This is a genomic window from Streptomyces sp. HPF1205, assembly GCF_020400825.1.
Lineage (GTDB): Bacteria > Actinomycetota > Actinomycetes > Streptomycetales > Streptomycetaceae > Actinacidiphila.
In genome coordinates this window covers 233,657-247,344 of the sequence record NZ_JAINVH010000008.1, presented here as the reverse complement: position 1 = coordinate 247,344, position 13,688 = coordinate 233,657, and the positions used below count along the sequence as shown (strand labels likewise).

The window sequence follows — 13,688 nt, the reverse complement described above, 5'->3', positions numbered from 1 at the left end:
CGGCTGCGGTCTCACGGGCGGCTGTGGAACGGCAGGCCGGCGTCCGCGACGAGTTCGTCGTCCGCGCCTTGGCCGTCGGCCGCCGGGACGAGGGTGGCGGTGCCGTCGCTGGTGGGCACGATGCCGAGGTCGAGCAGTTCGCCCATGGCGGCGGTGCCCGCGAGGTCGCGGACCTGCAACTGGAAGCGGGCCGTGGTGCGGTAGGTGCCGCCGGATTCGTCGCCGGTGCGCTGCAGGAAGCCGGAGTCCACCAGGAAGGCCACCGCCTTGCCGATGATGCCGGTGGTCGAACTGGCCAGCCGGCGGGCGTCCTTCGTCGCCCCTGTGGCGCTGCGTCTGGCGTAGACCCGCCAGGCGGCCTCCAGGCCGGGCGTGTCGCTGGCCGGGTCGTGGTTCTCCCCCGCCTCCTCGGCCCGCTCCTCCAGGCGGCGGCACGCCTGGCGGACGAACGCGTCCACCCCGTGCACGGTGATCCGCCCGATGTAGCCGTCGTCGGCCAGGTCCTCGGGGCGCGGGAACGCCAGGGCGGCCACGGCGAGGTGCGCCAGGCCGTGCAGGAACCGGTCGCCGGTGTCGGAGGCGGCGCGCCGGGCGTAGTCCCCCATCCGCACCGCGAACACCGAGTCCTCGGCCGCCGCCAGGGCCATGCCCGCGCGCGGCGAGACCTCCAGGACGACGACGCCCAGGCCGGCGGCCACCGCGTCGGCGAGCCGGGCGAAGGCGGGGTCCTCCCGGTGGCGCCGGATGAGTTCGGCGTACTCCGCGTCGCGGGCCGGCAGCAGCTTGGGCTGCAGCCCGAACCCGACCAGCCGTGCGGCGTCCGCCACGTCGGCCGCGGTCACCGGGGACCCGCCGTCCCTGCCGCCGGGCGCGGCGCCCGCGTCTTCACGTACGTCGGTCACGTGCGCTCTTCCTCACTCGCTGCGTCGGGCCGCAGGCCGCCGCCGGTCACTGCTCCGCCCCTTGCCGGAGCCGGGCCGTGCCCACGATCAGGTCCGCCCCGCCGAATTCCGGGTCGTCCAGTTCCGTGCCGTCGTCGACGGCGAACAGCAGGTGCGGTTCGCCCTGGCGGTGGGCGGTGCCCACCGGCGGGGAGGCGGCGTGGACGGACAGGAGCGCCACCAGGTAGGGCAGGTCGGGGTCGAGGCGGCGGGCCTCGGCCAGCAGGCCGGACAGGCGGCGCGGGGCGTCGGGCGGGAGGTCGAGCAAGGAGAGCGCGGCCTCCAGTTGCTCCTCGGAGAAACGGGAGTCGTCGGGAGTGGCGACGAGGTCGGGCTCGGGCATCTCGGCGCCCAGGTGCTCGCGTTCGACCGGCGGGGTCAGCAGCAGCTCGACCAGGTCGGCGACGCGGACGGCCGCGGGGGTGCGCAGTCCGGCGCCCGAGGCGAAGTAGGCGTCGGTGACACGGGAGGCCTGTTCGAGCGGCAGCGGCAGCAGCGGCGCGAGGAGTTGGCCGTACAGGTCGAGTCCCGCCCGGGCGGGGGGCGCGGCGAACGCCTGCCGGTCCTGTTCGGCCCGGAACAGCGGCCCGGCCTCCAGCAGCCTGGACTGCAACTGCGTGTGCCGCCGGATGCAGTCCTTGACGATGTCCACGAGTTCCGCCGCACGCCGCTTGTGCTCGGGCTCCTCCGCTTCGTCGCGCGCCTTGCGGATGTTGGTCAGGATCGCGTTCTCGTGCCGGTAGCGGTCGGCCACGTGGTCGAGTGCCTCGGCGATCAGGTCGGGCACCCGGCGCAGCCAGTCCACCGCCCGTACGTTGCGCCGGGTCGCCTCCAGGGTGCGGCGCAGCGTCTCGGCGTACTGGACCGTGCGGTAGCGGGCCTGCTCCGCGGCGAGTTGGGCGTCGGCGAGCCGGCCCCGGCTGATCAGGACCTCCAGCTTGACCTCGGCCGCGATCTGAGCGCTGGTGACGTCGGTGTCGAGCGCGCCGACCAGGACGTTGACCGCCTCGTCGGTGGTGCGCAGGTACACCCCGCCGCCGGGGCCCGGCACCTCCTCGATCAGCTTGAAGTCGTAGTCCCGGCGGACGTACTCGCCGTCGGGGCCGAACGTGCCGTACACGGCGCGGAATCCGCGGTCGGCGCTGCCGACGTTGACGAGGTTCTCCAGCACCCAGCGGGCCACCCGCTCGTGCTCCGCGGGTGTCCTGGAGGGCGCCTGGGCGGCGACGCGCGGCAGCAGGCGGGTCACTATCTGGTCGTGGTCCGCGCCGGTGTCGAAGTCCATGTTGAGGGTGACCAGGTCGATGGCGGCCAGCGCGATCTCGGCCATCGCGTAGACCGAGTACTCGCCGGCGAGGTTGGCCTTGCGCGCGTCGAGGTCGTGCAGCGGCGCGGTGCAGGCCAGCGCCTTGAGCCTGCGGGCCAGGCCCTCGTCGGCCGCCGGGCCCGGTGCCGGGCGCGCGGCGTCCGGCAGCGTGTACGGGACGGTCGTGGTCACGCCCCACACATTATGCGGTGCCACCGACATCGGCCGAAACGGCGCGGACCACCGCGGGCGGGCCGGGTGCCGCCGGCGGATGCCATGATCTGGGCGAGTGCCGGGACGGACGACAAGGCGGGCGGGGCACATGGCGGACGCGGTCATCGATCTCAACGCGGACCTGGGCGAGGGGTTCGGCCGTTGGCGGCTCACCGACGACGAGGCGCTGCTCGCGGTGGTGACGAGCGCCAACGTCGCCTGCGGCTTCCACGCGGGCGATCCCGCGACGATGCGCCGGGTGTGCGAACTGGCCGCCGAGCGGGGGGTGCGGATCGGCGCGCAGGTCTCGTACCGGGACCTGGCCGGGTTCGGGCGCCGGGCGATGGACGTGCCGGCGGACGAGCTGGCGGCCGAGGTCGCCTACCAGATCGGCGCGTTGGAGGTGTTCGCCCGCGCGGCGGGCGGCGTGGTGGCGTACGTGAAGCCGCACGGCGCGCTGTACAACAGGACGGTGCGGGACGCCGGGCAGGCCGCGGCGGTGGTGGAGGGGGTGCGGCTGGCGGGCGGCCTGCCGGTGCTCGGGCTGCCGGGCTCGCGCCTGCTGGCGGCGGCGGGCGAGGCGGGGCTGCCCGCGGTGACGGAGGCGTTCGCCGACCGCGCGTACACCCCGGAGGGCATGCTGGTACCGCGCGCCGAGCCGGGCGCGGTGATCGAGGAGGGGGACGCGGTGGTGGCGCGGTCGGTCGCGATCGCCCGTGACGGCAGGGTCGCCGCGCTGACCGGCGAGTCGGTGGTTGTCGAGGCCCGCTCCCTGTGCGTGCACGGCGACACACCCGGCGCGGCGCGGCTGGCGGTCAGGGTGCGGCAGTCGCTGGAGGCCGCGGGCCTGCGCGTGGAGGCGTTCGCGTGAATGTGCGCCCGCTGCCGGTCGGAACCGACTCCGTGCTTCTCGAGACGCCGGACGGGGAGTACGCCGAGGCTCTGCACGCGCTGCTGCTGCGGTGGCGGGCGCAGGGGCGGTACGCCGAGGTCACCGAGATAGTGCCGGCCGCCCGCAGCGTCCTGGTGTGCGGGCTGGCCGATCCGCGGGCGTTCGCCGCGGAGGTGGCTCGGTGGCGGCCGCCGCCCGTGGCGCGTGAGGGCGGCGCGGCGGTGGAACTGCCGGTGCGGTTCGACGGTCCCGACCTGGCAGAGGTGGCCGGCGCGTGGGGGGTGGGCGTGGCGGAGGTCGCGGACCTCGTCACCTCCACCGCCTTCCGGGTGGCCTTCTGCGGATTCGCCCCGGGCTTCGGCTATCTGACCGGTCTTCCGCAGGGGTTGCGGGTGCCGCGCCGGGCCACTCCGCGCACCAGGGTGCCGGCCGGTGCCGTCGCCCTGGCCGGTCCGTACGCGGGGGTGTATCCGCGGCCCTCGCCCGGCGGCTGGCAGATCATCGGCACGACGGAAGCGGCCGTGTGGGACCCGGCGCGCGACCCGGCCGCTCTGCTGGCTCCCGGCACCAACGTGCGGTTCACGGTGGTGGCGTGACCGCGGCGCTGACGGTGGTGCGCCCGGGGGCGCTGACGACCGTCCAGGACCTGGGCCGGGTGGGGGCCGCCCACCTGGGTGTGCCGCGCTCGGGCGCCCTGGACCCGCCGGCCCTGCGCCTGGCCAACCGGCTGGTCGGCAACCCCGAGGGCGCGGCGGGGCTGGAGACGACGGTGAACGGCTGCGCGCTGCGGCCCTCCCGCCCGGTGGTCGTCGCGGTGACGGGCGCCCCGTGCGCGGTACGGGTGGGCGGGCGGCCCGCGGCCTGGGGCGCGCCGGTGACGGTCCCGGCGGGGGCGGTGCTGGACGTGGGCGCGGCCACGCACGGGTTGCGCAGCTATGTGGCGGTCGCGGGCGGCGTGGCCGTCCCCGAGGTGCTGGGCAGCCGGTCGACGGACCTGCTGTCGGGGCTCGGCCCCGGGCCGCTCACGCCGGGCCGTGAGCTGCCGGTGGGGCCCCGCCACGGGCCGGTCCGGCCGGCCGACGCCGTGGCGTGTCCCGGCCCCGCGCGGGAGCTGGTGCTGCCCCTGGCGCCGGGACCGCGCGACGACTGGTTCACCCCGGCCGCGCTGCGCACACTGACGACGAGCCCCTACACGGTCTCCGCCGACTCCAACCGGATCGGGCTGCGGACGGACGGCCCAGCGCTGGAGCGGGCCCGGGACGGCGAACTGCCCAGCGAGGGCATGGTGCTGGGCGCGGTGCAGGTGCCGCCGGACGGACGGCCGGTGGTGTTCCTGGCCGACCATCCGACCACCGGCGGCTATCCGGTCATCGGCGTGGTCCCGGAGGGGTCGCTGCCGGCCGCGGCCCAGTCGCCGCCGGGCACGCGTGTCCGCTTCGTACTCGTACGGCCCATCCGGCTGGCGTAGGCGGCCGCCGGCCACGACGGAGGCCAGGTGCGGCCGGTGCCGCAGGACGGCCTCCAGTCGCGTGCCGGCCACGTGCCGCGAACGCGCGCAGCACCAGGCCGCGTCCACCACCCGCGTACGGTCCGGGCGTTCGGCGAGGCCCCGGTGACGATGACGACACGCATACCGTGGTTGTCGCCGGGCCGGACGTTGCCGGGGCCACGTGGATCTCTCCCCGAGGGGAACGCCCCATGAGCGTGGGGACACGCGGCTCACCTGGGGTTCGGCGGGCGCCGAACCCCTGTCTCACCGTCCCGCGCCGCCTGAGCTGAGCCGCCCGCGCACCGCGGTCTGCACCTCGGCCTCCTCCGCCGGATCCGCCGCCAGCCGGCGCAGCTGCGTGAGGACCCGCACGTCCCCGGAGGCGGCCCGGTGGGCGGCCAGCTCCCTGGTCGCCTCCTCGCAGTCCCACAGGCACTCGACGGCGAACCCGGCCGCGAACCCGGGATCGGCGTCGGCCAGCGCTCTGGCCGCGATGCCGCGCAGTTGCGAGGACGCCGTCTCGCGGTAGAGGTGGCGCAGCACGGGTGCGGCCCGGCACTCGGCGAGCCGTCCGACGCCCTCCACGAGGGCGTCCAGGCCCTCGGCGTCGGCGCCGCCGCTCTGCACGGTGCGCCGCAGCGCGGCCAGTACGGGGGCGGCGTCCTGCGGGCCGCCGCGTCTGGCGAGGATGCGGGCGGCGGCGGAGCCGAGCGGATCGGTGCGCACGGCCCAGGCGCGGGCGCGGGCCATCGCCTCGTCGTCCCGCAGGCGTTCGAAGGACTCCAGGGCCGCGCGGACCACCCGGGCGTCGTCGGCGACGGCCGCGGTCTCGATCAGGTCGAAGCGGTCGGGGTCCCGGCGGTCGATCAGGTGGCGCAGCGCGGCGGCGCGCGCGGCGGACGGCCCGCCGCGGGCGGCGTCCAGCAGCGCGGGGCGGTCCTCGGCACCGGCCACGGCGTGCAGGCAGCGGGCGGCGGGCTGGTCGCGCTCGGTGGCCGGATAGCCGGCCAGTCCGTCCTGGGCCCAGTCGAGCACGGCCTGGACGCTCCAGCCGGGGGTCGGCCCCGCGGGCCGCAGTTGACGCTGCCACCGGTCGAAGGAGACCCGCTCGACGGCTTTGCGCACACGCTCGGCGGTCGCGGGGTGGGAGGTGTCCTCGGCCCACAGCTGCCAGGGACGCGGTTCGTATGCCTCCCGGACGGCGGCGGCCAATGCTGCCTCGCCCTCGGGGCCGGCCGGGAAGCGGGCCACGACCGCGGGGCCGAGCGCGCGCAGTCCGGCCTCGTCGTCGCGCACCGCGAGTTCGTCCAGGGCCCATTCCCAGCAGCCGCCGGTGGCGGCGTAGCGCCGCAGCAGGTGCAGCGCGTCACGGCGGCCGTATCCGGCGAGGTGGCCCAGGACGGAGAGGGCGAGGCCGCAGCGGTGCTCGTCGGGGACGAGCAGGTCGTCGGGATGGAAGAGGTGCTGTTCGATCCCGTCGAGCGGGCCCTCCAGGTCCGAGTACAGGCGTGCGTAGTACAAGGAGCGCGACTCCACCCGCCAGTCGAGCCGCGGGTCGCGCAGCACGCACTGCTCCAGGGCGGCGAGGGCCTCGGTCCGCGGCGCCGCCAGGGCGTGCAGCGGCCCGTCCCCGCGCCCCCTCTGGAGGAGGCCGAGAAGGGTGCCACTGGGCGCTATGTCTGGGTCGAACATGAGGTCAGCATCCGGTGCGGGGGGTTCCATGGCAACGGGATTTCCGCTGCCGGTGCCCGGCATCCTTACCGGCCGCCGGGTGATTCACACCTGGCGGGAGCGCGGAGCACGTGGGGACGGGCGGCCGAAGCCTACCGATTCCGGGGCAGGATGTCGCTTCCGGGGCGCCGTGCACGGGTCGTACGCGAGCCGTACGCGGGCCGGTACGTGAGCCGCGCGCGAGCCGCGCGCGGCTCACCCGGACGGCCGAGGCGGGCCGGCGGGGCGCGCGGGCCCGGCCGGGCTCCCGTCAGGCATTTGGCATATGCCGCGAGCACCACCGGATCGGGTCCCGCCGAAACCCTTACGGGTCATCGCTCACTGTGCAACAGTCGTTACCGGTCCTTCCGTCCGCCTCGGTGGTCACAGCGCCTGCCGGCAGACCCGTTCGGAGTGCGTCATGCCGTCCCCAACGCACGCGGATCGCTCCGCGGCACAGCCACCGGACCCCGGTGTCGTGGATGCGCTGATCTCCCAGGCCCGGCAGCTTCGGACCCGGGTCGACGCGGTTCTCCGGGACAGTGTCGCGGTCGCCGAGGACCCTCGGTTGCGCTGGCAGCGGGCGCTGTGCGACCTGGCCGTGCACCAGCTGGACGATCTGGGCGCCCACCTGGGCCAGCTCAGGGAGGGCTTCGACCCGGACATCCCGGAGGAGGACCTCCTGCCGGACGCACCGCCGCGGACCCGGGTGCCGGACGCCGCCGCGGTGAGCGTGCCGGGCCGGGCGGGCAGCGCGGAGTGGGACCTGCTGACCGACGCGGTCACCTGGTCCGACGAGCTCTACCGGATCTTCGGCCGGGACCCCGCGGACGGTCCGCTGACCCTGGACGAGCTGCCCTCGTGGCTGTTCGCCGAGGACCAGCACCTGCTCACCGAGATGGTGACCGGCTGCCTGGTGGACGGGCGGCCGATCGACGGTGAGTTCCGCATCGTGCGCGCGGACGGCTCGGTGCGCACGGTGCACATGGTGGGCGAGCCGGTGCTGGGCGCCGAGGGCGGCACGGAGTCCATGTGGGCCGTGCTGCGCGACGTCAGTGATCTGCGCCGCAGCCAGCGGACGCTCCGGGAGACCCGTGACTCCCTGGAGCGCCGGCGGCGGATCGCGCGGACCGAGCACCGGCTGGCGGTCGAACTGCAGGAGGCCGTGCTTCCCCCGTGGCGCGGCAGCCTGCGGTTCCCGCAGGACGGGGGCCCCACGACCTTGGACCTGGCGGCCCACTACCTTCCGTCGTCCACCAGCGCGCTGATCGGCGGGGACTGGTACGACGCGCTGCAGCTGACCGACGGCTCCTCCTTACTGACGGTCGGCGACCTGACCGGACACGGCGTGGCCGCCACCTCCGGGATGGCCATGCTGCTCGGCGCGCTGCGCGGCATGGCCGTCGCCGGCCTCCAGCCCGGCCCGCTGATGGGCCGGCTCAACGAACTGCTCGACACCTCCCCGCAGCCCGCCCTCGGCAGCGCCCTGTGCTGCCGGTACGAGCCGCGGACCCGCACCCTGCACTGGTCCCAGGCCGGGCACCCCGCCCCGCTGCTGTTCCGCGGCGGAGCGGGGCGCGTCCTGGACCCGCCGGAAGGCGTTCTGCTCGGCGCGACCTCGGGCGCCCAGTACGGGCAGGCCGACGAGCAGCTTGCCGCGGGGGACCTGCTGCTGCTGCACACCGACGGGCTGGTGCCGCGCCGGACGCCGGACGGCGGCGCCGACCGGCTGCTGTCCCTGGCCCCGCGGTTCGCCCGGGCCCGCTCCGCGCAGGACTGCGTGCGCCTGCTCGCCGAGGAGTTCGGCTCCCCGGAGCGCGAGGACGACGCCTGCGTGCTGGTCGCCCGCATCGCCTGAACCCGCAGGGCGGACGGGTCGGTGCGGTACGGCTACGGTCCGGGTCGTGCCCGGTGCCCTGCCGGCTCCGGGTGCCGCCGGATTCCGGGTGCCGCGGGACGAACGGTGGCCGGGGCCGCGGCTTTCACACGTTCATCCGCCCGCGGGCCGGTTTCCGCTTCTGCCGGGGCAGCGCCGCGTCGATCTCCTGCCGCAGCTCCCGCACCGTGCCGTAGTCGGAGAATCTGCCGGTCAGCCGGTACATCTGCCGCAGCCGGTCCCAGGTGCGGTGCGAGGAGGTCTCGCCGATGGTCAGCAGCGCCATCCGGGCGTAGCGGTCGGCCTGGTCGGGGTCGTCGGCGATGAAGCAGGCCGAGGCCAGCGACAGGTAGTCGAAGATCGTCGAGCGCTCGTGGCCCCCGGTGCGCAGGGTGATGGCCCGCTTGGCGTGCACCTGCGCCTGGGAAGCCGCCGAGGGGTCGTGCTCGGCGAGCGTGCGGTACGCCAGTGCCTGCATGCCGTGCAGGTCGGCCTCGTCGAAGCTCTGCATCCAACTGGGCGGCGCCACGTCGCCCTTGTCGGACACGAACAGCTCCTCGGCCTCGCCGAGGGTCCGCCGCATCGCCTGGCCGTGGCCCATCGACGCCTGCGCCCAGGCCTCGACGGTGAGCAGCATGGCCCGGGTGCGGGGCAGCGTGGCCTCCCCCGAGCCGGACTTGGCCAGCGTCATCAGGTCGAGGGCCTCGTCGGGGCGGCCCAGGTGGACCATCTGACGGGCCGCCCTGGACAGCGCCTCGCCGGCCCGCGGCCGGTCCCCGCCCTCGCGGGCGGCGTGCGCGGCGATCAGGAAGTACTTCTGGGCGGTGGGCTCCAGGCCCACGTCGTGGGACATCCATCCGGCCAGCACCGCCAGGTTGGCGGCCACCCCCCACAGCCTTCGCTGCAGGTGGGCCGGATGCCGGTAGGAGAGCATGCCGCCCACTTCGTTGAGCTGGCCGACCACCGCCTTGCGCTGCAGGCCCCCGCCGCGGGAGGCGTCCCAGGCCCGGAACACCTCCACCGAGTGCTCCAGGGACTCGATCTCCTGGGAGCCGATCGGGGCCGCCTCGTAGCGGTCGTAGGCGGCGGGATCGGCGTGCAGCGGATCGTCGAGGACCGGCGCGTCGGCCGCGAGGGCCGGGTCGGAGTGCAGCCAGTCGTACATGACGGAACTGATAACGGAACCGGAGGCGAGCGCGGCGCCCGCGCCCACCAGACCGCGTCGGTTGAGCATGAGGTCCATTCCCGTGAATTCGGTGAGGACCGCGGCGGTTCGCTCCGGTGGCCACGGCAGGCCGTCCCCGGCCTGTCTCTTCCCCGTCTGCCGGCGCCGGTCGAACCCGAGGTCCTCGATGGTCACGACACGGCCGAGACGCTCGGTGAACAGCGCGGCAAGCACCTTCGGCACGGGTTCGCGCGGCGTCTCACCGGTGTCGATCCAGCGGCGGACCCGCGAGGTGTCGGTCGCCAACTGCGGATGGCCCATGGCCGCCGCCTGCCGGTTGACCAGCCGCGCGAGTTCTCCTTTGGACCAGCCGGTGAGGCCGAACAGGTCCGCGAGTCGGGTGTTGGCTGCGCTGCCCACTCAAGCCCCCAGGTTCCTCGGCTCCGTCGACAGTAATCCCGCCGACAATCGCCCCGCGAGTATTCGCCATGGTTCGCCAGGGTCCGCCAGATGGTCTGCCACCCGCGCCCGGGTGTCAGGTAGGAACGCGCCACCCCGCTCGCCACCGCATTCCCCAGGGTGCGGTGCGCGGGCCGGGGCGGCGCCCCGAACTCGTCGGCACACGAAGGGATCTGCTTCTTCCCATGATTTCGGCATCCACCTCCGTGTCCGCTCCGCCCCGGCCCGCGCACCCTGCCGCCGTGGGCCAGGCGCCGCGCCCGCGGCCGGCCGCCGTCCGGCGCGGGCCGGCGGGCGCCGCCCATCCGCTCAGCGGGAGAATCGACTTGACCGGCCCGCAAGGCCCCCAGCTCCGCACCGCCGTCGCCGCCGTGCAGCGCATCTGTCCCGAGTTCACGCCCGTGCAACTGCTGCGCCGCGGCGGCCGTACGGCGCTGCTGATCGGGACCTCCGGGCGCGCCCCGGCGGTCGCCAAGTGCCTGCTCGACCACTCGCCCGCGTGGGTGGAACGTTTCCGCCAGGAAATAGCGGCCTACCGCACCTTCGTGCGCCACCGCCCGCCGGTGCGGGTGCCGCGGCTGATCGCCGCCGATCCGGACTCCTGCGTGCTGGTGCTGGAGCGGATGCCCGGCCGGGTGGTCAGCCCGCAGCGCCACCCGGCGCAGGCGCCGACCAGGGGCGACGTGCGGGCCGCGCTGTCGGTGTACTCCAGGGTGAACATGTGGCGGCCGCCGTCGGGTTCGTTCGACGCGCCCGTCGACTACCCCGCGCGGATCGGCCGTTACCACGAGCTGGGGCTGCTCACCGACCGTGACCTGGGCGACCTGCACAAGCTGCTGCACGGACTGGCGCACACGCAGGGGCAGTTCTGCCACGGCGACGCCCTGCTGTCCAACGTGCTGCTGTCCCCCGCCGGCCCCTCGCTGGTCGACTGGGAGCACGCGGGCTGGTACCTGCCCGGGTACGACCTGGCCGTGCTGTGGTCGGTGCTGGGCGACGACCCGGCGGCCCGGCGGCAGATCAGCCAGCAGGCCCAGGCGGCGGGCCCGGACGCACGGGACTCCTTCCTGGTCAACCTGATGCTGGTGCTCACCCGGGAGATCCGCACGTACGAGACGGCGGTGCAGCGCACCATGCAGGCGCCGGGCCCGGTGCCGCCGGGAGCGGTCGAGGCGGGCGAGGAGCAGCGGCTGCTGCTGCGCCGGCTGCACGACGACTGCGGGCTGGCCCGCAGGGCGGTCCGGGCGGCGGTCGGCACGCGCTGAGCGCGGCCCGGCCGGCACGGGGGCCGGCCCGCCCTCCGTCGCGGACAGCCGTGCCGCGGCGCCGGGCCGCGGACAGGACCGCCGCCCGGGACGGACCGCCGCCCGGGGACAGGGATCACCGACCGGGGACAGGGATCACCGCCCCACACGTCCCACAGGTCCAGACCACTGACGCGAAGCAGGTCCGCGCGCCGGCCGCGGGAAAGTACCCCGAATGGCCGACGCATACGCGCTGACGTGCGAAGACACCCCCGTACAAGGATGGTTGACGGGCCGTCCGACAGCCGATACCTCTGTGGAGCCAAGCAACCGGCACCCATGGAGGTGGCTGTGCAAGGAACCGCTCCCCCGACCGGCGGACCCCGCGGCCGGCGCACCCTGCGTACGTTCACGGCCGCCGCCGCGGCGGCCGCCCTGCTGCCGGTCTTCGGCACGGCGCACGCGGCCGAGCCGGGCCCGGACCAGGCAGGGCAGGGCGCCGGACCCCTGCAGCGGGCGTTCGCGGCCGCCGCCGCCGAGTACCGGGTGCCGCAGAGCGTGCTGCTCGGCGTGTCCTACGCGGAGTCCCGCTGGGACACCCACCAGGGCCTGCCCAGCGTCACGGGCGGCTACGGACCGATGCACCTGACCGACGCCCGCACCGCGCTGGCGGACTTCCCGCGGCAAGCGGTGGGCGACGGCGGTGACGACGGGCGCGGCGACGCCTCCCGTCCGCTCGTCACCGCGGCGACCGTAAGGGCGCCCGACCTCGCGGCGCTGCCGGCCGGCCTGACCACGCTGGACAAGGCGGCCGCCCTGACCGGGCTGCCGGCCGAGGCGCTGCGGGAGGATCCCGCGGCCAATGTGGCGGGCGGCGCGGCCCTGCTGGCCGACGCCCAGCGGCAGCTCGGGGAGCCGCTCGGCGGGGACCCGGCCGACTGGTACGCGGCGGTCGCCCGTTACTCCGGCGCCGACGACCACGCGACGGCCGCCTCGTTCGCCGACGACGTCTTCGACGTCCTCGCCACCGGGGAGACCAGGACCACCGACACCGGCCAGACGGTGTCGCTGGCCGCGCGGCCCTCCGTGAAGCCGGCTGCCGGACAGGCCGACCGGATCGGCCTGCGCAGGGCCGACGACACCGGCACGCAGTGCCCGCCGGGGCTGGGCTGCGAGTGGGTCCCGGCCCCGTACCAGGAGACCGGCGGCGGCGACTACGGCAACCACGACCTGGCGAACCGGCCCACCGACCAGAAGATCGACACGATCGTCATCCACGACACCGAGGGCTACTGGGACACGGCCATGCAGCTGGTCCAGGACCCCACGTACCTGGCCTGGCACTACACCATCCGCTCCTCCGACGGGCACGTCGCCCAGCACCTGCCGGCCAAGGACGTCGGCTGGCACGCGGGCAACTGGTACGTCAACACCAAGTCGATCGGCATCGAGCACGAGGGCTTCCTGGTCGATCCCGGCACCTGGTACACCGAGGCGATGTACCGCTCGTCCGCCCGTCTGGTGCGGTACCTGGCCGCGAAGTACGGCATCCCGCTGGACCGGCAGCACATCCTGGGCCACGACAACGTGCCGGGGCCGACCGCCTCGTACATCCCGGGCATGCACACCGACCCGGGGCCCTACTGGGACTGGGCGCACTACATGGAGCTGCTCGGCGCCCCGATCCGCCCCACCGCGGGGCCGTGGGGCGGCGTGGTGACCATCGACCCGGACTACGCGACCAACCAGCCGCTCTACACCGGCTGCGTCAAGGCCGGTGACACCTGCCCGGCGCACGGCTCGGAGGCGGTCCGGCTGTACTCGGCGCCCAGCACGGACGCGCCGCTGGTCAAGGACGTGGGTCTGCACGGCGCGACGGGCGCGAGCACCACGGGGGTCAACGACGTGGGCGCGCGGGCCTCGACCGGGCAGCAGTTCGCGGTCGCGGACCGGCAGGGGGACTGGACCGCGATCTGGTACCTCGGCCAGAAGGCGTGGTTCCGCAACCCGGCCGCGCACCCGACCGCCGTCGACTCCGTGGCCCTCGTCGTCACCCCGAAGGCGGGCCTGGCGAGCATCCCGGTCTACGGCCGCGCCTATCCCGAGGCGTCCGCCTACCCCGCCGGCGTGCCCGTCCAGGGCGTCTACGCGATGCCGTACCAGGTGCTCGCGGGCCAGCGGTACGTGGTCGGCAACGCGGTGCGCGGCGAGTACTACTACTCGGTGACCTTCGACACCGCGAGCCACACGGTGGTGCGCGGCAAGCAGCTCTACTACGAGATCCAGCTCGGCCACCGCGTCGAGTGGGTCAAGGCCGACGACGTGGACGTGCTGCCCTCGGTGGTGGGCGCGCCGCGCTGAGGCCGCCCTACGCGTGCGGGGGCGCCGCCGGA

The 13,688-nt window shown here is 75.3% G+C and carries 10 protein-coding genes; 6 read left to right on the top strand and 4 right to left on the bottom strand.

What is annotated here, in order from left to right:
- Positions 1-11: 11 nt before the first annotated feature.
- Together K7G61_RS12260 and K7G61_RS12255 are read right to left on the bottom strand one after the other, a co-directional pair.
- On the bottom strand, positions 12-902 hold the full coding sequence (locus K7G61_RS12260) for a hypothetical protein (protein WP_225846780.1): 891 nt from the start codon (positions 900-902) through the stop codon (positions 12-14).
- A 46-nt stretch (positions 903-948) separates the two neighbouring features.
- Complete coding sequence (locus K7G61_RS12255; protein WP_263984244.1) at positions 949-2,469, bottom strand: hypothetical protein; 1,521 nt, start codon at positions 2,467-2,469, stop codon at positions 949-951.
- A 100-nt stretch (positions 2,470-2,569) separates the two neighbouring features.
- Between K7G61_RS12255 and K7G61_RS12250 the strand changes: the two genes are divergently transcribed.
- Genes K7G61_RS12250 through K7G61_RS12240 form a run of 3 tightly spaced genes read left to right on the top strand, consistent with a single transcriptional unit; the run spans position 2,570 to position 4,820 of the window.
- A complete protein-coding gene (locus K7G61_RS12250; RefSeq protein ID WP_225846778.1) occupies positions 2,570-3,331 on the top strand; it encodes a LamB/YcsF family protein in 762 nt (253 codons plus the stop codon).
- 2 nt (positions 3,332-3,333) lie between these two features.
- Positions 3,334-3,948, top strand: coding sequence for an allophanate hydrolase subunit 1 (locus tag K7G61_RS12245; protein ID WP_225846812.1), 615 nt, complete (start codon positions 3,334-3,336; stop codon positions 3,946-3,948).
- Positions 3,945-4,820: a biotin-dependent carboxyltransferase family protein gene (locus K7G61_RS12240; protein ID WP_225846777.1), complete on the top strand. Its 876-nt coding sequence runs from the start codon at positions 3,945-3,947 to the stop codon at positions 4,818-4,820. Before K7G61_RS12245 ends, K7G61_RS12240 begins: the two co-directional genes overlap by 4 nt.
- Positions 4,821-5,105: 285 nt before the next feature.
- Here K7G61_RS12240 and K7G61_RS12235 read toward each other — a convergent pair whose 3' ends face one another.
- Positions 5,106-6,533, bottom strand: a complete 1,428-nt coding sequence (locus K7G61_RS12235; protein ID WP_225846776.1) for a HEAT repeat domain-containing protein — start codon at positions 6,531-6,533, stop codon at positions 5,106-5,108.
- A gap of 439 nt (positions 6,534-6,972) precedes the next feature.
- On the opposite strand from K7G61_RS12235, the gene K7G61_RS12230 reads away from it, so the two are divergent.
- The gene (locus K7G61_RS12230) at positions 6,973-8,409 is read left to right on the top strand and encodes a PP2C family protein-serine/threonine phosphatase (protein ID WP_225846775.1); all 1,437 of its coding nucleotides are present in this window, start codon (positions 6,973-6,975) and stop codon (positions 8,407-8,409) included.
- Between the two features lie 124 nt (positions 8,410-8,533).
- On the opposite strand, the gene K7G61_RS12225 is transcribed toward K7G61_RS12230, so the two are convergent.
- On the bottom strand, positions 8,534-10,012 hold the full coding sequence (locus tag K7G61_RS12225) for a hypothetical protein (RefSeq protein WP_225846774.1): 1,479 nt from the start codon (positions 10,010-10,012) through the stop codon (positions 8,534-8,536).
- 224 nt (positions 10,013-10,236) lie between these two features.
- Between K7G61_RS12225 and K7G61_RS12220 the strand changes: the two genes are divergently transcribed.
- Together K7G61_RS12220 and K7G61_RS12215 are read left to right on the top strand one after the other, a co-directional pair.
- The gene (locus tag K7G61_RS12220; protein ID WP_225846773.1) at positions 10,237-11,316 is read left to right on the top strand and encodes an aminoglycoside phosphotransferase family protein; all 1,080 of its coding nucleotides are present in this window, start codon (positions 10,237-10,239) and stop codon (positions 11,314-11,316) included.
- Positions 11,317-11,646: 330 nt separating this feature from the next.
- On the top strand, positions 11,647-13,656 hold the full coding sequence (locus K7G61_RS12215) for an N-acetylmuramoyl-L-alanine amidase (RefSeq protein ID WP_225846772.1): 2,010 nt from the start codon (positions 11,647-11,649) through the stop codon (positions 13,654-13,656).
- The last annotated feature ends 32 nt before the right edge of the window (positions 13,657-13,688 follow it).